Source organism: Candidatus Pelagibacter communis (assembly GCF_001180165.1).
Taxonomy (GTDB): domain Bacteria; phylum Pseudomonadota; class Alphaproteobacteria; order Pelagibacterales; family Pelagibacteraceae; genus Pelagibacter; species Pelagibacter ubique_P.
Genome location: NZ_CVSQ01000001.1, coordinates 47610 through 70048 on the forward strand (window position 1 = coordinate 47610; position 22439 = coordinate 70048).

Here is a 22439-nt window from a genome sequence, read left to right on the forward strand (position 1 = left end):
AATTAATTAAATATTTTAGCACCTCTCGTCATAGCTACTGCCCCTGTTCTCGAAGTACTTATAAGTCCCAAAGGCTTTAATTTTTTATTCATTACATCAATCTCTCTTCTAAGAGCAGTTATTTGAATTACTGCTGAAGATTTTGTTTCATCTAATATTACGGGATTAAATTTTTTACAAGCATTTAAGCATTTTTCTATTTTATTTCTTTTGCCTACTACTTTAAATAAAGCCATTTCCTTAAATATTACGTCTTTGTCTTCTCTTTTAAACTCAGCAACTTTATGAACAGGCACTAATTTAGTTAACTGAAGTCTTATTTGTTCAATTACTTGAGGCGTTCCAGTAGTAACAATTGTTATTCTTGAAATATTTTTAACTGCATCAACCTCAGCAACAGCTAACGACTCGATGTTATAACCTCGACCAGAAAATAAACCGACTACTCTTGCAAGAACTCCAGCTTCATTATCTACCCAAACAACAAATATATATGTGTCTGATTTTTGTTTCTTTGTAGGAATGCTATAAGCTGATTTTGATTTCGGCATTTTGATTATACTAAGGCTTTGCCTTTTCCTTTGATTTTATTTTCCTCTTGATCATTTGGACCTAAGATCATTTGGTTATGAGGTTTTCCAGATGGAATCATTGGGAAGCAATTCTCGTTAGGATCTACATGACAATCAAATATAACTGGTCCATCATAATCAATCATTTCTTGAATTTTATCATCAAGCTCATCTGGATTGTCTGCTTTAATTCCCTTGCAACCATATGCCTCTGCCATTTTCATAAAATCAGGTAATGCTTCGGAATAACTCTCAGAATAATTTTTTTCATGCAGTAATTCCTGCCATTGTCTTACCATTCCCATATATTGATTATTTAAAATAAATATTTTTATAGGAAGATTGTATTGAACTGCCGTAGACATTTCTTGCATAGTCATTAAAACTGAAGCTTCTCCAGCAATATCAACTACTAATTTTTCAGGATGAGCAATTTGAACCCCAACTGCTGCTGGTAATCCATACCCCATGGTTCCTAAACCACCTGATGTCATCCATCTGTTTGGTTTATTAAATTTATAATGTTGAGCAGCCCACATTTGATGTTGCCCAACCTCGGTAGTGACATAAGTATCTTTGTTCTTAGTTAATTCATAAAGTCTTTGAACGGCATGTTGAGGCTTTATACTTTCATTACTATTTACGAAATTAAGAGAATTTTTTTCTCTCCATTTTTCAATTTGTTCCCACCACTTAGCTATATTTGATTTATTTGATTTGCTATGACCATTTTTTCTTTTAGCAATTGTCTTATTAATTTTACTGATAACACTCGTAACGTCTCCAACTATTGCAAGATCTACTTTGATAATTTTATTAATTGATGATGGATCTATATCAATATGAACCTTTTTTGAATTTGGTGAAAACTCATCAATTTTTCCAGTAATACGATCATCAAATCTTGCGCCAATGTTAATTAAAAGATCACAGTCATGCATGGCATTATTTGCTTCGTAAGTACCGTGCATACCAAGCATTCCTAAAAATTGATTATCATCTCCAGGGTAAGCACCTAATCCTTGGAGTGTAGAAGTTATAGGAAAACCAGTGAGCTCAACAAATTCTCTTAGAGCCTGACTTGCTTTTGGACCTGAGTTAATTACTCCTCCGCCACTATAAATAATTGGTTTTTTAGATTTACTTAATAAATTTACTAATTGATCGATTTGATCTTGAGAAAATTTATTGTGAGATTTTCCATTTAATTTTTTTTCTTTGTTTAGTTTTTTGTATTTTGTTTTTGCAAACTGAATATCTTTTGGAATATCAATTAAAACTGGTCCAGGTCTCCCTGTTGTTGCAACTCTAAATGCTTCATGAATAACTTTTGAAAGATCATTAATATCTTTAACTAGCCAATTATGTTTCGTGCAAGGTCTTGTGATTCCCGTGGTGTCACATTCCTGAAAAGCATCTGTTCCAATTAAATGCGTTGGAACCTGACCAGAAATACAAACCAATGGCACAGAGTCCATATACGCATCGGTTAATGCTGTAACTACATTAGTGGCTCCAGGGCCTGATGTAACTAAAACTACACCTGGTTTTCCTGATGATCTAGCATAACCTTCAGCCGCGTGACCAGCACCTTGCTCGTGTCTAACTAAAATATGTTTTATAGAAGGATGATTTTTTAATTCATCATAAATCGGTAGCACTGCTCCACCTGGATAACCAAAGATATGTTCTACCTTTTGGTCTTCAAGACACTTAAATACAATTTCTGCTCCAGTTAATAATTTTGGCATTAGGCAATCTAGCTGAAGTTGTGCTCATTGGTCAAGTTTAAGAATGAAAATTTTAAATTTTTTTCAAAAATTTATTTATGTCCTGAGGCTTAAGTTTCATCCAGCTCATCATATTACCTCTAGCCCAAGTGCTTTGTCTTTTGGCGTATTGTCTAGTTTTTATGGCTATTTTTTCTTTAGTATCATTCAAATCTTTTTGTTTTTTTAAATATTCTCTAATTTCATTAACTCCAATAGCCTTATTGGCAGTTTTATCTTTTTTAACCCTTAGCTTTACGAAATCTTGTACTTCTTTTATTGCTCCATTTTCTATCATCTCCCTTGTTCTTAAATTGATACGCTCAATTAGTTCTTGTCTAGGATAATCAATGTAAACTTTAAAGAAATCATCTTCCACGAAGTTTGATTTTGTGTTTTTAAACCACTCATGTAGAGATTTTCTTGTAAACTTTTTTACTTCATAGGCTCTGATAGATCTTTGAGAGTCTGTAGGGTTTATTTTTCCTTTTGAGGATGGATCTAATTTTAATAATTTTTCATAAAACTTCTTTTGTCCCAGTTTTTTTTGTAAATCTCTAATTTGAGTTCTTAATTTTAATGAGATATTTGGTATTTTAACTAAACCATCAGTTAAAGCTTTAAAGTACAAACCTGTACCTCCAACAAGAATTGGGGTTTTTTTTCTTTTTTGAACTTCCCTAATTTTTTTAATTACTAAGTTTAGCCAATCACCTGTTGAGAAGTTTTTTGTAACATTATGAAAACCATACAAATGATGTTTTATTTTCTGGTATTTTTTTGGATCTGGTCTAGCCGATAAAATTTTAAGCTGCTTGTATACCTGCATACTGTCTGCATTAATAATCTCTCCATTAACTTTTTTTGCAAACTTAATTGCAAAACTTGATTTACCTGAAGCTGTTGGACCTGAGATTAATATGATCTTGGATTTTAAATCCATGATCAGTCTAACTTAACACCGATGTATCTTCGTTGATTTTGATTGTTATAGATTGCAAGTAAAATGGTTTTCTGATTTGAATTAAGAACTTCTTGAGTAATATCTCTTAAGTCATCAGCTGATCTAATTTTTTTCTTTTGAGCTTCAATTATAATACTGTTAAGCTCTATTGAATTTGCTACAGGGCTGTTGTTTGCAATTTTTGTTATTACCAGTCCTGTTAATTGGTTTGGTAATTTTCTGTTTTTAATATCTTCTTTAGTTAATGGTCTTACTGCAATTCTTAAGCTCTCAATGATCTCTTCATTATTTTGTTTTTCAGTTTCTTGATTTTTACTTATTTTAAAATCATCTGAAGTTTCTAATCTTCCTAAAACAACATTTTTAATAATCTCTTTTTTATCCCTCCAAACTTTGACTTCAACTTTTTTCCCAACTTCTGTTCTTGCAACGATCGCTGGAAGTTCTTTCATTTGGTTTATTTTTTCTCCATTAAATTCTAAAATAATATCACCAGCTAGTATTCCTGCTTTTTCTGAAGGACTATTTTCAGCAACACTTGCAACAAGTGCTCCTCGTGCTTTATCTAATTTTTCAACTTCAGCAATTTCTTTTGTTACATCTTGAATTCTAACACCTAACCATCCTCTTTTTGTTTCACCAAATTCTATTAATTGTTTAATTACGATTTGTGCACTGTTGGATGGTATAGAAAATCCAATTCCTATAGAACCATTACGTCCAAGAATTGCTGTATTAATTCCAATTACATTTCCTTCCATATCAAACAGAGGTCCACCTGAATTACCAGAATTTATAGAAGCATCTGTTTGAATAAAATCTTCATATCTCGATAAACCTATTGATCGATTTCTTGCTGAAATAATTCCAGCAGTAACAGTTCCGCCTAAACCAAATGGATTTCCAATTGCTAAAACCCAATCTCCAATTCTTGCTTTATCAGAGTTACCAAATGCAACCGGAATAAACTTTTCATCTGTTTCTAATTGTAAAACAGCAATATCCATTAATGGATCAGCACCTAGAACCTTAGCTTTAAATTCTTGGTCACCGTTTACCCTAACAATAATGTCATCAGCATCTTGGATAACGTGATTATTCGTAACTACAATTCCTTTCTCGTCTATTATAAACCCAGAACCTAAAGCAGCTGATTGTCTTTCCTGAGGTGTTCCAAATTCTTTAAACATATCCTCAAAAGGAGACCCTGGAGGAAATTGAAAAGGAAAAGGATTAGAATTTGTTGTGATGGTAGTTGTTGTAGAAATGTTTACAACAGATGGCATTAATTTTTCTGCAAGATCTGCAAAGGAAGTAGGAACTGGTTTGGAGTTTACATTTAACGAAAAGCTAAATGATATAACTAGGGTTAAGAATATAAGTTTAATCTTATTCATATTAACTTTTTATAAAATAAATAATTATAAAACCTATCAATGCAAAAATAAGTCCACCTGATCTAAGCTGACTATCTTTAACAAGTTCTAATTTTTTCAACATACTTTTCATTTTTGCTGGAAATAAGGCGTACAAAATTCCTTCAATAAACAAGAAAAGACCAAAAGCTATAACTAGCTCACGCATTTAAGAATTATTGTTGGATTTCAGGTTTTATATTTCCAAAAAATTTAAAAAATTCACTATCAGGTGATAAAATTAATGAAGTTTCTCCACCAATAAGAGCTTTTTCATATGCCTGCATAGCTCTGTAGAAAGCAAAAAATTCTGGATCTTGTCCAAAGGCGTCAGCAAATATTTTATTTCTTTGTCCATCACCTTCCCCTTTCATGATCTCTGATTGTTTTTGAGCATCTGCCAAGATTACTGTAACTTCTTTGTCTGCAGTTGATGTGATTGTAACTGCCATCTCTGCACCTTTTGCTCTAAATTCTTTTGCTTCCCTCTCCCTTTCAGTTTGCATTCTTCTATAAATCGCATCACTGTTAGCTTGGGGTAGATCTGCTCTTTTAATTCTAACATCAACAATATTAATTCCAAAGTTTTGTGCTTCGTTATTGACACCTTCTTTAATTAGAGCCATTTGCTTAGATCTATCTTTAGATAACAATGTTTGTAACTCCTCTTGACCTAATACATTTCTTATTCTTGAATTTATAATTGTCGATAATCTTGATCTTGCAACTCTTTCGTTTCCAACTGAAATATAAAACTTCAGTGGATCAACAATTTGAAATCTTGCAAATGCATCCACAATCAAACGCTTCTGATCTGATGCAATAACCTCTTCTGGCGGAGCATCTAAATTTAAAATTCTTTTATCTAAATAAACAACATTTTGAATAAAAGGAATTTTAAAGTTTAATCCCGGCTTCATTATAATTCTTTTTGGATCACCAAATTGAAGAATAATTGCTTGGTTAACCTCTTTAACTATAATTACTGATAAAAAAGCTACAACACCAATTGCAACTAATACTCCTGCTAATATTTTTCCAGCTTTCATCTTAATTTGTCGCTTTCTTTTTTAATTCAGGTAAAGGTAAATATGGAACTACTCCTGAACCTGCATTTTTTTCTATAATTACTTTATCTATATCTGCTAGAACTTTTTCCATAGTTTCTAAATACATTCTCTCTTGAGTAACTGCTTTTGCATTTTTATACTCATTATAAATTGCTATAAATCTGCTTGCCTCACCCTCAGCTTTTGCAACAACTTCTTTTTTATACGCTTCTGCAGCTTGTAAAATTTTTTGTGCTTCCCCTCGTGCTCTTGGAATTACATCATTTGCATAAGCTTCTGCCTCATTTTTAGATCTTTCCATGTCCGCTCTTGCAGCCTGTACATCTCTAAATGCATCAATTACTTGATCGGGCGGATCTGCTTTTTGAGTTTGTACTTGAGTAATTTGAATTCCACTTTCATAATCATCTAAAATTGTTTGAATAATTTCTTGAGTTTCAAGCTCAATTTTAGATCTTCCTTCTGTCAGGATTGGTTGAATATCACTTTTAGCAATAACTTCTCTCATAGCAGTTTCAGCGGCTGCTTTAACTGTGCCTTCTGGGTCTTGAATTTTAAATAGAAAATTACCAGCATCTTTGATTACCCAAAATACTGAAAAATCTATGTTAACAATGTTTTCATCTCCAGTTAACATTAAGCTTTCTTGTGGAACATCAGCAACACCGCCACCTGTAGAAAAACCACTGTCTCTTTCAGATCTAAATCCTATATCCATTCTATTAACTTTGGTGACTTTCGGTGTTTGAACAGTCTCAACAGGAAAAGGTATATGATAGTTCAACCCAGGCTGTGTAGTTTTTACAAACTTACCAAATCTTAGCACAACCCCTTGTTCATCGGGTAACACTCTATAAAGTCCACTCGCTAACCATACAAAAACTAAAACTAATAAAATTAGACTTATTGATTTTCCTCCTGAAGTTTTTCCACCAGGTAAAAATCTTTTAATTTTATCTTGAAGATCTCTAATTAATTCGTCGACGTTTGGTGGTGTTGGACCTCTACCTGATCCATTACCACTACCACCTCCGCCAGGAGGTGCTCCCCAAGGACTTTGACCTTTAAAATCATCTGACATATGTCAACTTATATAGTGTCTTTAATGCAAAAAACAAGTAATGATACTTTTATGACTGATAAAAAACCTGAACTTAGTGCCGCAATGAAAAGTAAGCTAGAGCCTAAAAAATTCACTAAAAATCCAATCCTTGGAACTAAATTTACTATAGCCATTTCTAGTGCAAAAGGAGGTGTTGGAAAATCTACTTTTGCAACGAATCTTGCATTGGCATTAAAGAAGGTTGGATGCAAAGTTGGTCTTTTAGATGCAGATATTTACGGTCCATCAATTCCTAAAATGTTTGATATTAATGAAAAACCAAAAAGCGATGGTCAAAAATTAGATCCAATTACAAAATATGACATTCAATGTATGTCAATTGGTTTTTTAGCTGATCAACAAACACCAATGATATGGCGTGGTCCTATGGTTACAAGTGCAATTAAAACTTTTACTCAAAAAGTTAATTGGAAAGATTTAGATTTTATTATTGTTGATATGCCGCCTGGAACTGGTGATACTCAACTTACCTTTTCTCAAGAAATTAAAATGGATGGTGCAATAATTGTAAGCACACCTCAAGAAGTGGCTCTTTTAGATGTTAAGAGAGGAATTAAAATGTTTGATAAACTTGGAGTTAAAATTTTAGGTTTAGTTGATAATATGAGTTTCTTTATTGGTGATGATGGAAAAAAATATAAAATTTTTGGACAAGATGGGGTAAAAAAAACTGCAGAAGAATTTCAAAAAGAATTTTTGGGTGAAATTCCAATTAATCCTGAAGTTGGTAAAACTGGAGATGAAGGAAAACCAATTGTAGAAGCTAGCCCTGAACATGAAATTTCTAAAATATATTTAAATTTTGCTGAAAAAATTAAATCAACTTATCTTTAAGATCAAAAGCAATCATTAATTCATTCCACTCTCTTTTAGACAGGCCAGAGCTTTCAACATCTACATTCTCACCTTTAATAAGTTTTTGAATAATTAGCTTTCCTTTTGCAGAAACCTCGGTACCACCTACTCTATAATCCATAAAAGCATCATAAGTTGTGGGAACCCATTTTTTTACAGTATCCAGCATTATGTCGGCATAAACTCTAATTTCATATTGAGCATGACTATCAGCTCTTAATCTTAAAAAATTCATTAAGTTCAATAAATCAGTTTTCCAATACCATTGCGTATAGGTATTTAGTGTTAAATTCATTCTTGCAAGTTCTCTTGCTAAACCTTTTTTATTTTCATCAATAGTTGATCCATCAAATCTTTCATTAAGCATAGTCTCATAATTATCATAAGTTCTCTCTGCATCACTTTTTAAAAGTTCTAAAACTTCCTCTGCCTGTTTTCCTTCTAAGACATCCCCTCTACCCTGTCGGTTACTAGTTGATTGAGCAGCTAAATTTTCTTGTGAAGGCAAATAAAATTCTTTGTCTAAAATTGAATATCTTGCAGAATATTCATTAACATTTGCAGTTCTATGTCTAATCCATTGTCTTGCAATAAATATTGGAAGCTTAACATGGTATTTAATTTCACACATTTCAAATGGAGTGCTGTGCCAATGCCTCATTAAATATTTAATTAAACCTTTGTCAGTTGAAACTTGTTTGGTTCCTTTTCCGTACGATACTCTGGCTGATTGAACTATAGATGTGTCGTCACCCATATAATCAACAACTCTTACAAAACCATGATCTAAAGCTGGAATTGCTTCATATAGGATTTTTTCAAGCTCAGGAGCAGTAACTCTTTTTGTTTGGTTGCTTTGAGATTGTTGATTTTTTATTTCTTCTTGTTGTTCTTTAGTTAATTTCATGATTGTTATTGAATCTGTTGTAATTACTTTTATATTAATAATGTTGGTTTTCCAACTACGACGATAAACGAATTTCGTAATAACCATTGCGGACGTGGGGGCAGTACCCACCACCTCCACCATTACAACTTATGGGGGTGAACTAGATTCGACGGGTGACTAAAGGCTATTCTTTCGTTCGGGATTGTTCCACCGTAACGGGCTAATTTATAATTGCTAACGAAAGTTATGCACTTGCTGCCTAATTAACTTTGTTAATTAAGCAAACGGGGTCTGGGGCACCTGGCAACAGAACGCCCCTTATATTATGTTTAAAAAAGAATTACCAACTAGACACTTTTGATAATTATAAATAAATCTAACTATTCTTCCAAAACTCTAAACTTATTGGATTTATCTTATTCTCATTACCTTTGATTAAGTTCAATACACTATTTTTAAAATTCTCTGCCTCTTCATTGCTATGAATTAAATGCAAGGACTTTATTGCTCTTGTTATTCTGAAATGATTATGGTTGCTTTGACATATCCAGTATGAATTCCTTGTTAAGAAATTCAAAAACCAATCTGCTGACTTTTTTACGTTTTGCTTTGCAATTTCTGATTGTTTGATATCGATGATTTCTTGTTGAGTAAGAATTGGGGAGTTAGGAACTGCTCCACTTCTCTCATTGAGAGGAAAGGTCCATTGTATAAAATTATGAACACTCTCTATGTCCTCATCAGACATTTTCCAAATATCTTCAAGATATCGATTATAGATATCTGGTTGTTCTCCAATTAAAAAATCTAAAATCATAATTTACTTCTGTTTTTTTTCTTTTCTTTTCTCCAAAGAATAAAAAATAAAAGAATTAGTGCTGGTTGCAAAATAACAAAAATAATGATGTTGATTAATTCATAAGATATTCCAAATAACTCTGCCAAATCAACTAAAACGATAACACATATTTTAAAGAGGAAGTCTATAAATTCAAAACCTGAATTCCCCATGGTATTGTATGCATCTATATATTTATTCATAAAATAAATTTAATCAGATATTGCTATGTACCTCAAACACAAGTCTATTACAAAAAAACCTCAAATTACTATGTACCTAACTATGTACCTTTCCAAAAAGTTATATTTTATGGTAGTCTCTGACCGAGGGCGGGATACAGAACGCCCCTTTTTACTTAGTTAAGTTTCATTTCATCAAAAATATTCTCTGGGAATTCTATTTCCACAACCTTCCACTTTATTCCAATTCTTTTAAAGTGAACTGAAATTTCTTCTCCATCATTTTCTAAGTTTACATGGAAAGAACTTAAACCATCAAATTTCATTATTGAAATTCCTCCAATTAACGTTCCTAAATTTGGTTCAGGTATTTCAGACTTTTTATCAGATTTTTGTATTAACAAACTTAATCCCTCAGGATTAATATATGTATCAATTGCGTAGTCGACGAATTTACTTGCAAGACCTGTAACTAAAATTCCAAGTTCACCTAAGTCTTTAAATTCTTTTTCATTTGACATTTTATCAAGTAGATTAGCGTTAAAAAAATTTTTGAAATTTTTTTTTACTTCGTCCCATTCAACATAATTTTTACTCAGTTGTTTATCATTGTAATATATTGATTTATGAACTTGATGAAATGAATGCATTGCACTGAAAATGTAAAAAAATAATAAAAAAATTGGTAAAATTATTATTGATAATTTTTTCATGAATAAATATTAATCAAGTTTAAACTGTTATACGCGCAGATGCGACTAAAACAATTTTTATTATTTTACATTAGTGCAATTCTTATCAAAAAGTTCAGCAAAACCTCTAGTATCATATTTATAAAACCTTTTACCGTCTTGATAATGATTAAATTGTATCCAAATTTCATCATTTTGTCTCATTAGTCTAGTAACTGTTTTTTTATCACTATCCAACATATCAAAAAAAATAAATGACGCTCCATGTTCTTGGGATGCCATTACTTTATGAAAACCATCTTTTGCTTTAATTTCTAATGTATATGAATAATAACCATCGCCTATATTTCCATCTACTAAATTTACTTTATTGAAGTGTACATATGCCCAATAATGACTATTTACTTTACAACCTACCATCAAAGTACTTTTTGTATCCTCATATGGAAATGATAAGGGTAAATTGGGACTTACACTGCTAGTTCTAATATAATGACTAGTCGTACCTTTAAACTCATCTTTTGAAACACTGTGTGTCATTTGTGAATAAGAATTTGATACTGATAATAGAAAAATTAATAAAAATTTAGTTAATATATTTTTCATAAATCGATTTTATTAAAATTTACAACGAAGTGATAGTTAAAAGACAAACTAAAGACAAAATAGGCAATTCTGACAATGAAGTTTGCAATGAAGTATTTTAATAAAGTGAGTAATTATGCTACTTTCCAATCTAATGCCGGGCAACAGAACGCCCCCTACTTAATTTATTTTTTTTTAATTTCAGCTTGAGCGGCAGCCAACCTTGCAACAGGAACTCTATAAGGTGAACAAGAAACATAATCCAATCCCACATTTGAACAAAAAGATATACTATGTGGATCTCCTCCATGCTCTCCACAGATACCTAACTTTAGTTTTTTGTTTTGTTTTCTTCCTTTTTCTACTGCTATTTCAACTAAATCTGAAACTCCTTCATCTATTGAAACGAAAGGATCAACAGAAAATATTTTGTTTTCTAAATAATCATTTAAAAATTTACCACTATCATCTCTACTGATGCCAAAAGTAGTCTGAGTTAAATCATTTGTTCCAAAACTAAAGAATTCTGCGTGCTTCGCAATCTCCTTTGCTTTTATAGCCGCTCTAGGTAATTCAATCATCGTTCCTACTAAAAATTCTATTTTCAATTTATTGTCTTGCTGAACTTGGCTAGCAGTTCTGATTACTAATTCTTTCATTATTTTAATTTCAGCCTCTGTAGATACTAAAGGTATCATTATTTCAGGAAATGCAGATTTAATTTTATTTTTTTTGAGGTAAATCAAAGCCTCGAATATTGCTTTGCATTGCATTTCATAAATTTCAGGAAAAGATATTCCCAGACGACATCCCCTATGACCTAACATAGGATTTTGCTCATGGAGCTCTTCAATTCTTGACTCAACCTCTTTAACTGGGAGATTAACTATATTGGCAACCTCAATAATTTCTTTTTCTGTTCGTGGTAAAAATTCATGTAATGGTGGGTCCAACAATCTAACTGTAACTGGTAATCCACTCATGATTTTAAAAATATCTATAAAATCTTTTCTTTGATGCGGTAAAAGTTTTTGTAATGCTATTGCTCTGTCTTCTTTTGTTTTAGATAATATCATTTCTCTTACAGATAAAATTCGTTCTTCATCAAAAAACATATGCTCAGTTCTGCATAATCCAATACCCTCTGCACCAAAATCTTTTGCAGTTTTGGTATCTTTTGGAGTTTCAGAATTTGTTCTTACTTTTAATTTTCTAAAACTATCTGCCCAATACATTAACTTGGAAAAATCACCAGATATTTCAGGCTTCACAGTTGAAACACTTCCAGCAATAATTCTTCCGGTTGATCCATCAATAGTGATTACGTCTCCTTCTTTAATCTCCATTGAGGGAGTTTTAAAAGATTTATTCTCATAGTTTATATCAATTTCACTTGATCCTGATACACATGGTCTACCCATACCTCTTGCAACAACAGCTGCATGACTTGTCATTCCCCCTCTAGCAGTTAAGATACCTTTTGCAGCATGCATTCCTTGTATGTCTTCTGGAGAGGTCTCCACTCTAACCAAAATTGTATCTTGCATCATTGCGGTTAATCTTTCGGCCTCTTCTGATGTAAATACAACTTTACCACTGGCTGCACCTGGTGATGCTGGCAGTCCACTTGCTATTACATTAATTGAACTTTTTTCATCCAAGGTTGGGTGCAAAAGTGTATCTAAAGAGTTTGGGTCAATTCTTAATACAGCTTCCTTTTTAGAAATTAATTTTTCTTTAACCATGTCAACTGCGATCTTTACTGCTGATTTTGCTGTTCTTTTTCCTGATCTTGTTTGAAGCATCCATAGTTTACTATTTTCAACTGTAAACTCTACGTCTTGCATATCTTTGTAATGCATCTCTAATTTTTTCAAAATTTTTTGAAGTTCTTTAAAGACTTTAGGCATAGACTCTTCCATTGATAATTCTTTTACTTTAGCGTCTCTCCTAGCATTTTTTGTTATGTATTGAGGAGTCCTTGTACCCGCTACAACATCTTCACCTTGTGCATTAATCAAATACTCACCATATATTTCATTTGATCCATCTGATGGATTTCTTGTAAACACAACTCCTGTTGCACAATCATCACCCATATTTCCAAAAACCATTGATTGAACATTTACAGCAGTTCCCCACTCGGCTGGGATTTGATTTAATTTTCTATAAACTTTTGCTCTATTACTTTCCCACGATAAAAATACTGCGCTTATTGCTCCTAGCAATTGTTCATGAACATCTTGGGGAAAATCTTTTTTTGCCTTTTCTCTTACTGTTCTTTTAAAATCTTCAATTAATCCATCCCAATCACTCTCATCTAAATCTGTATCTAACAAAACACCTTTAGTAAGTTTATAATTTTCAATTAATTCTTCAAAATGATAACCTTCAACACCCATAACAACGTTACCGTACATTTGAATGAATCTTCTATAACTGTCTTTAGCAAATCTTCCATTTGAAGTTTTGATTGCTAAAGCTTTAACTGTTTTATCGTTCAGACCCAGATTTAGAATAGTATCCATCATACCTGGCATTGATACTCTTGCGCCAGAACGTACAGACAGCAAAAGTGGATTTTTTAAGTCTCCAAATTTTTTAGAAACATCTTTCTCAATTAATTTTAATTCTTTTTTAATTTGAGAAATTAAACTTTTATTTAATTTTTTTTTATCCTTATAAAAAATTTCACAAACTTTTGTAGATATTGTAAAACCAGGAGGCACTGGAAGACCCATTCTTCCCATTTCAGAAAGATTAGCACCTTTTCCTCCTAAAAAGTTTTTAGGATTTTTAATTTTTTTACTATCCTTGGAATTAAAGTTTAATATAAGTTTTTTCATTAATGGGAGTCGATTAGAGAAAAATTAACATAATTGTTGAACGTTTTACACATCATTTGGATTAGTTCCAACCTATTCTTTTTTATAATCGGATCATCTTCGTTCACAATTACATTGTCAAAAAATTCAAAAACCTCTCTTTTTACACTAGCTAAATTGTCCAATGTTTGAACATAATTTTCATCTTTATTAATGCCTGAAAAATATTTCTTTAATTCACTTATTTTTTTAAATAAGTTTTTTTCTAACTCAGTTTTAAAAATACCAGGATCAGTTGTATTTGATAATTCTATTTTATCATTTTTTAATTCACCATCTAAAATGTTTGAGGCTCGTTTATAGCTTGCAATAATATCTAAACCATTTGGTTTGTTAATAATTTTATTTAAATGTTTGGCTTTATTAAAAATGATAACAGATTGATCTAAGTTAAAAGAATTGGTTGATGCTTGAATTATGTCATTTCTAATATTTTCCTCCTTCATATGATATTTTAATCTATCCATTAAAAAATCTGATAATTCATTTTGTAAAGATTGGTTGTCAATTTCAAAACCTTGTTCTAAATACAGGCTTGAAGAATAATTAATTAAATCTTTTATTTTAAAATCTCTTTTATTTTCAACTATTATTCTTATTACTCCTAATGCTAATCTTCTTAGAGCATATGGATCTTTAGAACTTGTTGGTTTTTGATTTAAACCAAAAAAACCAACCAAAGTATCTATCTTATCAGCCAAAGAAAGGGCTATACTAAATGGTTTCTTGGGAACTCTTGAGCCAGAACCTGTGGGTAAATATTGCTCACTTATGGCCAAAGCCAAATCTTTATCAAAACCTTGTGCAATAGCAAAATAACCTCCCATCACACCTTGAAGTTCTGGGAATTCACCCACTAGTTCCGATAATAAATCAACTTTACAAATTGATGCTGATAATTCAACTTTTTCTTTACTGATTAAAAGTTCATCAGATATCATTCCACCCAATTTTCTCATTCTTTGTGCTTTATCAAAATAGCTTCCTAATCCTTTAAAATAATTCATTGATTTTAAATCGGTAACTTTTTTGACCATATTTTGAGATTTATCTTTTTTCCAAAAAAATTCTGCGTCACTTAATCTTGCCTCAACCACTCTTTCATTTCCTAATTTAATTAATCCTTTTTTATCTTTTTTGTTTGCAACCACTAAAAACTCATTGGTAATATTTTCTTTATTATCAAATATAGGAAAATATTTTTGATGGTATTGCATGGTAATAATTAATATTTCTTTTGGAATATTTAAAAATTTCTTATCAAATTCACAAAGAATGATATTTGGTTGATCTGTTAAATCTACAACTTCATTAAGTAATCTAGGATTATGTTGAATCTTAATATTTTTATTTTTTAATATATTGTTGAATTTTTTTTCTATTAACTTTTTTCTTTCATTGTGATCAACGATAATGTCAATTTTTTTAAAAAAACTTTTATAATTTTTAAATTCTAAGAAAGACTTTTTATTTTCCTCAAATTCTTTGTCAATAAAAGTTGAGTTAGAAGATATTAAGTGATGAAAATTAAAATTTAACTTTTTTTTATCAAATACAGCTAGAATTGACTTTAATGGTCTGCCCCAATTTAGGTCAAAAGTTCCCCAATACATTGATTTTTTCCATTGAATTTTATTTAATAATATTGGGATAAATTCCTCCAGTAATTCATGTGTGTTTAGTTTTCTTAATTTTGTCTTGAAAAAATAAAATTCTCCTTTGTCTGTTTTCTTTTGATAAAGATCCTTTTTTAAGATTTTATTTGACCTAACAAACCCCTCCAGTGCTTCCTCTGGTGACTTAATATTTGGACCTTTAATCTCCTCAGATTTTATTACAACATTTTTTTGAACACCTTCAAATAATACCACTAGTCTGTTTGGTGTTGAGTATGATGAACTTTTTTTAAATAAAATTGATTTTTCTAAAAATAAATCATTAAAACTTTTAAGTAGGTCTTCTCTTAAATTTTGTTGAAGATTTGAAGGTATTTCTTCACTAAATAATTCTAAAAAAAACTCTGACATTATTTTTGACTATCCAACCAAACGCCTGCTGCAGATTTTGTAATATCTCTTATTCTAGCAATATAACCAGCTCTTTGTGCGACACTGATTGCACCTCTTGCATCTAGAATATTAAACACATGACTTGCTTTTAAACATTGATCATATGCTGGTAAAGAAATTTTTTTTTCGACCAAATCTTTTGCCTCAGACTCATGCATTTCAAACATTTTCAAAAGTGTTTCTACATTTGCGTGTTCAAAATTATACGCTGAAAATTCTTTTTCAGCTTGGTGAAAAACTTCGTGATATTTTACACCTTCATCATTCCACAATAAATCATAAACATTTTTTTCTTTTTGAGTGAACATACAAATTCTTTCTAAGCCATAAGTGATTTCAACTGATACAGGTTTACAATCAAATCCAGCCATTTGTTGAAAGTAGGTGAATTGAGTAATTTCCATTCCATCACACCATACTTCCCATCCCAATCCTGCGGCACCTAGTGTAGGACTTTCCCAATCATCTTCGACAAACCTTATATCATGATCATTATGATCTATTCCTATAGTAGATAAACTATTTAGATAAAGTTTTTTTATATTTTCAGGAGAAGGTTTGATTAAAACTTGAAATTGATAATAGTGTTGTAACCTGTTTGGATTATCTCCATATCTTCCATCTGTAGGTCTTCTTGATGGTTGTACGTAAGCTGCTTTCCATGGTTTAGTTCCAAGTGATCTTAGGGTAGTAGCTGGATGAAAAGTTCCTGCACCAACCTCCATATCGTAAGGCTGAAGAATAATGCATCCCTTTTTACTCCAAAATTTCTGAAGATTTAAGATTGTTTCTTGGAATGTTTGATTTTTTTTTTTTTCTTTTTTTGCTTTAGAAACCATATCGTTGCCAAATTGATCTTTCATCTAAAATACTTGCTATTTGATCTACTTGATTGCTAGATGAAGAAAGTTTTTGACTTAACCATCCTTTTGATTTTTCAAATTTTTTAATAATTACATCTTCACCAAATTTCTCTTTTAATATTTCATGTGCATTACCTATTCCGTCAATCAATCCTAAATTTTTTGCTTTACTACCTGACCAAAACTCACCTGAAAAAAGTTCTACATCTGATTTGTTTAATTTTGGTCCTCTGCTTTTTTCAACAACATCTATAAAGTCTTTATGAAGATCCAACTGAATATTTTTTAATCTTTCAATATCCTCGTTTTTTTCTTCTAAAAATGGATCAAGTGTGCTTTTGTTTTTACCAGCAGTATGAACTCTTCTTTCAACTCCAATTTTTTTTATCAACTCAGTAAATCCAAAAGAAGAGTATATAACTCCTATCGATCCAATTATTGAACTTGAATTTGCATAAATTTCGTCCCCAGCACAAGAAATCAAATAACCTCCAGAAGCTGCTACGTCTTCAGCAAATACAATAACTTTTTTTTTGTGTTTTTTTGCTTGTTGTCTAATAAAACTGTAGATTAAATGAGATTGAACTGGTGATCCTCCTGGAGAATTGATTGATATAGCAACACATTCAGCTTTTTTCAGAGAAAAAGCCTTTTTAATTAGCTGTTCTTGGCCCGCAAAATCAATACCTTGTTTAAATTTTCCAGCATTACCAATAACACCATTTAGTTTTAAGTGAGCAACAATTTTTTTCTTTTTAAAAAAAGAGAACATAGGTAAGTCTTATAGAATTATTTGTTGAATATAAAGACTACTTATAATTGAAGAAACTGGTGCGTCAATTGATAATTAATATATATAAAGAATTTATACTAATTTAAAAATGTTATGGGAACAGTTGTACAGCTTAAAAATCAAATAAATGATTCATATTTTCAGCTTAAAGACTCGGTTGAAGAAAAACTGGTTTTAACCGAAGAAAAAATAAAATCAAAATTATCTAGTGACGTACAGCTGGTTCAAAAAATGACGGATTATCATATAGAAACTGGAGGAAAAAGATTAAGAGCTTTACTAACTTTAGGTAGCGCAAAATTATGCGGTTACTCTAAAGGCTCTAGAGATATAAATTTAGCTGCATGTGTTGAATTAATTCACAGTGCAACATTGATGCATGATGATGTAATTGATGAAGGCACTGTTAGAAGAGGAAAAGAAACTTTAAACAAAGTTTGGAATAACCATTCGTCAGTTTTAATTGGAGATTATCTATTGAGTAGATGTTTTGAAATGATGGTAGAAGACGGAAACCTTGAAGTTTTAAAATTATTATCGTCCACTTCATCTAAAATTGCTCAAGGAGAAGTTCTGCAACTTCAACACAAAGGTGAAGTTGATATGCTGGAAGAAACATATTTAAAAATAATCTCAGCTAAAACTGCTGAGTTATTTGCAGCATCAACTAAAGTTGGTGCAATTTTATCTGATGCAAAAAATAAAGAAAAAGATGCTTTAGAATTTTATGGAAGAAACTTGGGATTAACTTTTCAAATAGCAGACGACACACTAGACTATAATGCTGAGCTCAAACTATTTGGCAAAAAAATTGGTCAAGATTTTTTTGAAGGAAAAATTACCTTACCAATAATTTTACTTTTTCAAAAATTAGGAAATGATGAAAAGAAAATTTTATCAAATATGTTTAAAAAAGAATTAAGAACAAAAGATGACTTTAATGAAATTATTGCCTTTATAAATAGATATAAAATAATTCAGGAATGCTATCAAAAAGCCCAGCACTATATAAATCTAGCCTCAAATTCTCTAAGTGTATTTAAAGACTCTGAGGAAAAAAATATTCTTAAAAGATTAACATCATTTAGTTTATCAAGAAATTTTTAAGGACTTAATAAAGACTTTATCCACTTACCAGAGTTATTTTTATTATATTTTAATCTCTCATGGATTCTGCTCTCACCATCTAGCCAAAATTCAATACTATCTGGAGATAAAATCCATCCAGACCAGTGACTTGGTCTTGGTACGTCTGATTTGTTGCTATATTTTTTTTTGTAATCTTGTATAGATTTTAATAATTGTTCTCGCGAATTTAATTCTTCACTTTGCTTAGAAGCCCATGCTCCTATCCGGCTTTCATACGCTCTAGATGAATAATATTCATCTGCAACCTGATCAGTCACTAATGAAACCTTTCCATTAATTCTTATTTGTCTTAGGAGACTTTTCCAATGGAAACACATCGCAGCATACGGATTTTCTTTTAATTCATTTCCCTTTTGACTATTTAAATTTGTATAAAATACAAATCCATCTTTGTTGAAATCTTTAAGTAAAACCATTCTAACTGAAGGAATGTTGTTTTTATCTGATGTGGCCAAAGCAACAGCGTTTGGATCATTTGGCTCAGTTTTCTTTGCTTCCTCCATCCATTCATGAAATAAATGAATTGGATCATCCATATCAAGAAAGCAACTATTAAGACCTAAAGAGTTTTTTTGATTCATAATTTAAACAAAATAATCTATATAATATAAATAATGTCATTTAATACTTTTGGAAAGCTATTTCGTTTCACAACTTGGGGAGAATCTCACGGACCTGCAATTGGTTGTATTGTTGATGGTTGTCCTCCAAACATAAATATTAAAGAGCAAGATATTCAAATAGAATTAGACAAAAGAAAACCAGGGCAATCTAAATTTACAACTCAGCGAAAAGAGGATGACAAAGTTCAAATATTGTCAGGAGTATTTGAGGGAAAAACTACAGGAACACCCATTTCACTTATAATCTACAATAAAGATATGAGATCCAAAGATTATAGTAATATTAAAAATAAGTTCAGACCAGGCCATGCGGATTTTACTTATTTTAAAAAATATGGAATTAGAGACTATAGAGGTGGTGGCAGATCTTCTGCTAGAGAAACCGCAGCAAGAGTTGCGGCCGGTGCAATAGCAAAAGTAATACTTCAAAAAAAATTAGGTAAAAAATTTAAAGTAATTGGTGCAGTAACTCAGCTAGGAATTCTTGGATGTGATACAAATCAATGGAACGACAAAGTAATTTCAAAAAATCCATTTTTTTGTCCTGATAAATCAATGATTAAGTTATGGGAAAAATATTTGCTTGGTGTAAGAAAATCAGGATCCTCATGTGGAGCAGTGATTGAAATAAGAGCAAGAGGTATCCCAGTAGGTTTAGGTGCTCCAATTTATTCAAAATTGGATACTGACATAGCTTCAGGTCTAATGAGTATTAATGCAGTTAAAGGCGTAAGTATTGGTGCAGGTATGAACTCAGCACAATTAAGTGGAGAACAAAATTCAGATGAAATTTCTTCAAAAGGAAATAAATTAAAATTCAATTCAAATAAAGCGGGTGGAATTCTTGGTGGAATTTCTACAGGCCAAGAAATTGTTGCATCTTTTGCTGTCAAACCAACGTCGTCAATTTTAACTAGTAGAAAAACTATAAATAAATTTGGGAAAAATACTTCAATATCTGTTAAAGGTAGACACGATCCTTGTGTAGGAATTAGAGCTGTACCAATTGGTGAGGCTATGATGAACTGTGTTTTACTTGACCACTACTTAATGAATAAGGCCCAGTGTAGTTAGCTTAAATTAATTTTTCACAACTCTTATTTTCTCTTTTTGAAACAAAATATTAGCAATTTTCTTAGAAATTTGAGAACTGTTTAATCCAGCTTTATCGTACATTTTTTTTGGATCATCTTGTTCAATAAATTCATCTGGTAAAGTCATTGATCTAAATTTTAAACCTTTGTCAAATACTCCTCTTTCAGCTAATAAATTTTTAACATGAGAACCAAAACCACCTATTGATCCTTCTTCAACAGTTATCATAAGCTCATGTTCCTTAGCAGATTTTAGTATAAGCTCTTCGTCTAAAGGCTTAGCAAATCTGGCGTCTATCAAAGTTGTTGAAACTCCTTTTGCTTTCAATTCCTCTACGGCTAACTTGCACTCTTCTAGTCGAGTTCCAAGGTTTAAAACACAAACTTGTGTCCCTTGTTGAACGACTCTGCCTTTACCAATTTTAATTTTTTCGTCTATTGATGGAAGATCAATACCTACTCCAGTTCCTCTTGGATATCTAATTGCAGAAGGTCTGTCATTTATATCTACTGAAGTATTAATCATTTTTACTAGTTCAGCTTCCTCACTTGCTGCCATTACTACAAAATTAGGCAAAGTTGATAAGTAAGTTATATCAAATGAACCAGCATGTGTTGATCCATCAGCACCAACTAATCCTGCTCTATCTATCGCAAATCTAACTGGTAAACTTTGGATGGCAACATCGTGGACAACTTGATCGTATGCTCTCTGTAAAAATGTAGAATAAATTGCAGCATATGGTTTGTATCCTTCGGTTGCTAGACCGGCTGCAAAAGTTACGGCATGTTGTTCTGCTATTCCTACATCAAACATTCTATTTGGAAACTCCTTGCCAAAAATATCCATGCCAGTCCCTCCTGGCATCGCTGCTGTTATGCCTACTATTTTGCTATCTTTTTTGGCATGTTTAACTAACGTGTTTGCAAATACTTTTGTATAAGCTGGAAGGTTTGATTTACTCTTTACTTGTTCGCCAGTCTCAACATTAAATTTTGAAACCCCATGATAATGATCATTTGCTTTTTCTGCATAAGAATAACCTTTTCCTTTTTGAGTTTTGACATGAATCATTATAGGGCCCTCATGTCTTGATTCTTTTGCGTTTTTTAAAATTGGTACTAGGCTTGATAAATCATGACCATCTATAGGACCCGCATAATAAAAACCAAGTGAACTAAACAATGTACCTCCAGTAACTGCTGAACGGAAAAAATCCTCTGCTTTTCCTGCTTTGGCACTAAATCTTTTTGAAAATGAAGATGTAATTAATTTTAAAGTTTCCCTAAGACTAAAATATATTTTACCCGTAAATAATTTTGCCAAGTAAGTTCTCATTGCTCCAACTGGTTTTGCAATTGACATGTCGTTATCATTTAAAATAACAATCATTTTTGTCTTAGATGCTCCAGCATTATTCATAGCTTCGTAAGCCATACCTGCACTTATTGCTCCATCACCTATGACTGCTATTACATTGGAAGACTTATTTTCCAATTTATTTGCCTCAGCAATTCCTAATGCTGATGAAATAGATGTTGAGCTATGGGCTGCTCCGAATGGGTCATATTCACTTTCAGATCTTTTTGTAAAACCGGATAAACCACCACCCTGTCTTAAAGTTCTAATTTTATCTTTTCTTCCAGTTAAAATTTTGTGAGGGTAAGATTGATGACCAACATCCCATATTAATTTATCATTAGGTGTGTCAAAAACATAATGAAGTGCGACTGTCAATTCAACCACTCCCAAACCAGCGCCAAGGTGACCTCCTGTTTCTGAAACAGCACTTATCATTTCCTGCCTCACCTCATCTGCTACTTTTTGTAAATTATCTTCAGAAACTTTTCTTAAATCAGATGGAAAGTTGATATCATTTAAAAATTGATAATTTTTTTTCATTTTTTTCTATTCAATATATAGTCCAATGTTTCATTTATTTTTTCAGACTTTGAACCGTATTTTCTTAAATTCTTATTAATATCTTTTATAATCTTATCACAATAAT

General features: G+C 31.4%; 21 protein-coding genes and 1 other RNA gene. 4 read left to right on the top strand and 18 right to left on the bottom strand.

The features are described 5' to 3' along the window. Positions 1–2: 2 nt before the first annotated feature. The 7 genes from ilvN to hflK are packed head-to-tail and all read right to left on the bottom strand — an operon-like array spanning position 3 to position 6871. Positions 3–551: an acetolactate synthase small subunit gene (gene ilvN / locus AMN88_RS00250; RefSeq protein ID WP_075535905.1), complete on the bottom strand. Its 549-nt coding sequence runs from the start codon at positions 549–551 to the stop codon at positions 3–5. A gap of 5 nt (positions 552–556) precedes the next feature. Further along, positions 557–2323, bottom strand: a complete 1767-nt coding sequence (locus AMN88_RS00255) for an acetolactate synthase 3 large subunit (RefSeq protein WP_075535906.1) — start codon at positions 2321–2323, stop codon at positions 557–559. Positions 2324–2375: 52 nt separating this feature from the next. Further along, on the bottom strand, positions 2376–3284 hold the full coding sequence (miaA, locus tag AMN88_RS00260) for a tRNA (adenosine(37)-N6)-dimethylallyltransferase MiaA (RefSeq protein WP_075535907.1): 909 nt from the start codon (positions 3282–3284) through the stop codon (positions 2376–2378). 2 nt (positions 3285–3286) lie between these two features. Beyond that, positions 3287–4702 carry a Do family serine endopeptidase gene (locus tag AMN88_RS00265; RefSeq protein WP_075535908.1) on the bottom strand — a complete coding sequence of 472 codons (1416 nt, stop codon included), beginning with the start codon at positions 4700–4702 and terminating at the stop codon, positions 3287–3289. Position 4703: 1 nt separating this feature from the next. Then, on the bottom strand, positions 4704–4889 hold the full coding sequence (locus AMN88_RS00270) for a DUF2065 domain-containing protein (protein ID WP_075504557.1): 186 nt from the start codon (positions 4887–4889) through the stop codon (positions 4704–4706). Positions 4890–4896: 7 nt separating this feature from the next. Then, complete coding sequence (gene hflC / locus AMN88_RS00275; RefSeq protein WP_075535909.1) at positions 4897–5769, bottom strand: protease modulator HflC; 873 nt, start codon at positions 5767–5769, stop codon at positions 4897–4899. Position 5770: 1 nt separating this feature from the next. Further along, positions 5771–6871, bottom strand: coding sequence for an FtsH protease activity modulator HflK (hflK, locus tag AMN88_RS00280; RefSeq protein ID WP_075535910.1), 1101 nt, complete (start codon positions 6869–6871; stop codon positions 5771–5773). Between hflK and AMN88_RS00285 the strand changes: the two genes are divergently transcribed. After that, a complete protein-coding gene (locus AMN88_RS00285) occupies positions 6872–7747 on the top strand; it encodes an Mrp/NBP35 family ATP-binding protein (protein WP_082254597.1) in 876 nt (291 codons plus the stop codon). Here AMN88_RS00285 and thyX read toward each other — a convergent pair. Continuing rightward, positions 7728–8675: an FAD-dependent thymidylate synthase gene (gene thyX / locus AMN88_RS00290; protein WP_075535911.1), complete on the bottom strand. Its 948-nt coding sequence runs from the start codon at positions 8673–8675 to the stop codon at positions 7728–7730. The genes AMN88_RS00285 and thyX overlap by 20 nt on opposite strands. A gap of 4 nt (positions 8676–8679) precedes the next feature. Here thyX and ssrA point away from each other — a divergent pair. Beyond that, positions 8680–8979, top strand: a transfer-messenger RNA (tmRNA) gene (gene ssrA / locus AMN88_RS00295). A 54-nt stretch (positions 8980–9033) separates the two neighbouring features. On the opposite strand, the gene AMN88_RS00300 is transcribed toward ssrA, so the two are convergent. The 8 genes from AMN88_RS00300 to AMN88_RS00335 form a co-directional block, all read right to left on the bottom strand. Next, positions 9034–9474, bottom strand: coding sequence for an opioid growth factor receptor-related protein (locus tag AMN88_RS00300; protein WP_075535912.1), 441 nt, complete (start codon positions 9472–9474; stop codon positions 9034–9036). Then, positions 9471–9698 (bottom strand): hypothetical protein, encoded by a 228-nt coding sequence (locus AMN88_RS00305; protein ID WP_256997761.1) that lies wholly within the window; start codon positions 9696–9698, stop codon positions 9471–9473. Before AMN88_RS00305 ends, AMN88_RS00300 begins: the two co-directional genes overlap by 4 nt. Positions 9699–9853: 155 nt before the next feature. Further along, positions 9854–10390 carry a DUF2939 domain-containing protein gene (locus tag AMN88_RS00310; protein WP_075535913.1) on the bottom strand — a complete coding sequence of 179 codons (537 nt, stop codon included), beginning with the start codon at positions 10388–10390 and terminating at the stop codon, positions 9854–9856. Positions 10391–10450: 60 nt separating this feature from the next. After that, entirely contained in the window at positions 10451–10975 is a 525-nt protein-coding gene (locus AMN88_RS00315; protein WP_075535914.1) for a hypothetical protein, read from the bottom strand. A gap of 164 nt (positions 10976–11139) precedes the next feature. Further along, the gene (gene ppdK, locus AMN88_RS00320) at positions 11140–13800 is read right to left on the bottom strand and encodes a pyruvate, phosphate dikinase (RefSeq protein WP_075535915.1); all 2661 of its coding nucleotides are present in this window, start codon (positions 13798–13800) and stop codon (positions 11140–11142) included. After that, positions 13800–15866 carry a glycine--tRNA ligase subunit beta gene (gene glyS, locus AMN88_RS00325; protein ID WP_075535916.1) on the bottom strand — a complete coding sequence of 689 codons (2067 nt, stop codon included), beginning with the start codon at positions 15864–15866 and terminating at the stop codon, positions 13800–13802. Before glyS ends, ppdK begins: the two co-directional genes overlap by 1 nt. After that, complete coding sequence (locus AMN88_RS00330; RefSeq protein ID WP_075535926.1) at positions 15866–16747, bottom strand: glycine--tRNA ligase subunit alpha; 882 nt, start codon at positions 16745–16747, stop codon at positions 15866–15868. The genes glyS and AMN88_RS00330 overlap by 1 nt, the downstream gene beginning before the upstream one ends. After that, the gene (locus AMN88_RS00335) at positions 16737–17543 is read right to left on the bottom strand and encodes a S49 family peptidase (RefSeq protein WP_075535917.1); all 807 of its coding nucleotides are present in this window, start codon (positions 17541–17543) and stop codon (positions 16737–16739) included. Before AMN88_RS00335 ends, AMN88_RS00330 begins: the two co-directional genes overlap by 11 nt. Before the next feature lie 114 nt (positions 17544–17657). On the opposite strand from AMN88_RS00335, the gene AMN88_RS00340 reads away from it, so the two are divergent. Then, entirely contained in the window at positions 17658–18671 is a 1014-nt protein-coding gene (locus AMN88_RS00340; protein ID WP_075535918.1) for a polyprenyl synthetase family protein, read from the top strand. Here AMN88_RS00340 and pdxH read toward each other — a convergent pair. Beyond that, positions 18668–19294: a pyridoxamine 5'-phosphate oxidase gene (gene pdxH / locus AMN88_RS00345; RefSeq protein ID WP_075535919.1), complete on the bottom strand. Its 627-nt coding sequence runs from the start codon at positions 19292–19294 to the stop codon at positions 18668–18670. The two genes, AMN88_RS00340 and pdxH, sit on opposite strands and share 4 nt — an antisense overlap. A gap of 33 nt (positions 19295–19327) precedes the next feature. Between pdxH and aroC the strand changes: the two genes are divergently transcribed. After that, on the top strand, positions 19328–20410 hold the full coding sequence (gene aroC, locus AMN88_RS00350) for a chorismate synthase (RefSeq protein ID WP_075535920.1): 1083 nt from the start codon (positions 19328–19330) through the stop codon (positions 20408–20410). 6 nt (positions 20411–20416) lie between these two features. On the opposite strand, the gene dxs is transcribed toward aroC, so the two are convergent. After that, positions 20417–22333, bottom strand: a complete 1917-nt coding sequence (dxs, locus tag AMN88_RS00355; protein WP_075535921.1) for a 1-deoxy-D-xylulose-5-phosphate synthase — start codon at positions 22331–22333, stop codon at positions 20417–20419. Positions 22334–22439 lie beyond the last annotated feature (106 nt).

What these genes read in the sequence shown, in the direction of transcription:
- AMN88_RS00330 (WP_075535926.1), bottom strand. Translation starts at nt 16,747, where the DNA reads ATGGTTTCTAAAGCAAAAAAAGAAAAAAAAAAAAATCAAACATTCCAA.
- AMN88_RS00340 (WP_075535918.1), top strand. Translation starts at nt 17,658, where the DNA reads ATGGGAACAGTTGTACAGCTTAAAAATCAAATAAATGATTCATATTTT.
- hflC (WP_075535909.1), bottom strand. Translation starts at nt 5,769, where the DNA reads ATGAAAGCTGGAAAAATATTAGCAGGAGTATTAGTTGCAATTGGTGTT.
- AMN88_RS00305 (WP_256997761.1), bottom strand. Translation starts at nt 9,698, where the DNA reads ATGAATAAATATATAGATGCATACAATACCATGGGGAATTCAGGTTTT.
- AMN88_RS00335 (WP_075535917.1), bottom strand. Translation starts at nt 17,543, where the DNA reads ATGTTCTCTTTTTTTAAAAAGAAAAAAATTGTTGCTCACTTAAAACTA.
- AMN88_RS00315 (WP_075535914.1), bottom strand. Translation starts at nt 10,975, where the DNA reads ATGAAAAATATATTAACTAAATTTTTATTAATTTTTCTATTATCAGTA.
- thyX (WP_075535911.1), bottom strand. Translation starts at nt 8,675, where the DNA reads ATGAAATTAACTAAAGAACAACAAGAAGAAATAAAAAATCAACAATCT.
- AMN88_RS00265 (WP_075535908.1), bottom strand. Translation starts at nt 4,702, where the DNA reads ATGAATAAGATTAAACTTATATTCTTAACCCTAGTTATATCATTTAGC.
- AMN88_RS00310 (WP_075535913.1), bottom strand. Translation starts at nt 10,390, where the DNA reads ATGAAAAAATTATCAATAATAATTTTACCAATTTTTTTATTATTTTTT.
- AMN88_RS00255 (WP_075535906.1), bottom strand. Translation starts at nt 2,323, where the DNA reads ATGCCAAAATTATTAACTGGAGCAGAAATTGTATTTAAGTGTCTTGAA.
- AMN88_RS00285 (WP_082254597.1), top strand. Translation starts at nt 6,872, where the DNA reads ATGTCAACTTATATAGTGTCTTTAATGCAAAAAACAAGTAATGATACT.
- dxs (WP_075535921.1), bottom strand. Translation starts at nt 22,333, where the DNA reads ATGAAAAAAAATTATCAATTTTTAAATGATATCAACTTTCCATCTGAT.
- AMN88_RS00300 (WP_075535912.1), bottom strand. Translation starts at nt 9,474, where the DNA reads ATGATTTTAGATTTTTTAATTGGAGAACAACCAGATATCTATAATCGA.
- glyS (WP_075535916.1), bottom strand. Translation starts at nt 15,866, where the DNA reads ATGTCAGAGTTTTTTTTAGAATTATTTAGTGAAGAAATACCTTCAAAT.
- pdxH (WP_075535919.1), bottom strand. Translation starts at nt 19,294, where the DNA reads ATGAATCAAAAAAACTCTTTAGGTCTTAATAGTTGCTTTCTTGATATG.
- aroC (WP_075535920.1), top strand. Translation starts at nt 19,328, where the DNA reads ATGTCATTTAATACTTTTGGAAAGCTATTTCGTTTCACAACTTGGGGA.
- ilvN (WP_075535905.1), bottom strand. Translation starts at nt 551, where the DNA reads ATGCCGAAATCAAAATCAGCTTATAGCATTCCTACAAAGAAACAAAAA.
- AMN88_RS00270 (WP_075504557.1), bottom strand. Translation starts at nt 4,889, where the DNA reads ATGCGTGAGCTAGTTATAGCTTTTGGTCTTTTCTTGTTTATTGAAGGA.
- ppdK (WP_075535915.1), bottom strand. Translation starts at nt 13,800, where the DNA reads ATGAAAAAACTTATATTAAACTTTAATTCCAAGGATAGTAAAAAAATT.
- miaA (WP_075535907.1), bottom strand. Translation starts at nt 3,284, where the DNA reads ATGGATTTAAAATCCAAGATCATATTAATCTCAGGTCCAACAGCTTCA.
- hflK (WP_075535910.1), bottom strand. Translation starts at nt 6,871, where the DNA reads ATGTCAGATGATTTTAAAGGTCAAAGTCCTTGGGGAGCACCTCCTGGC.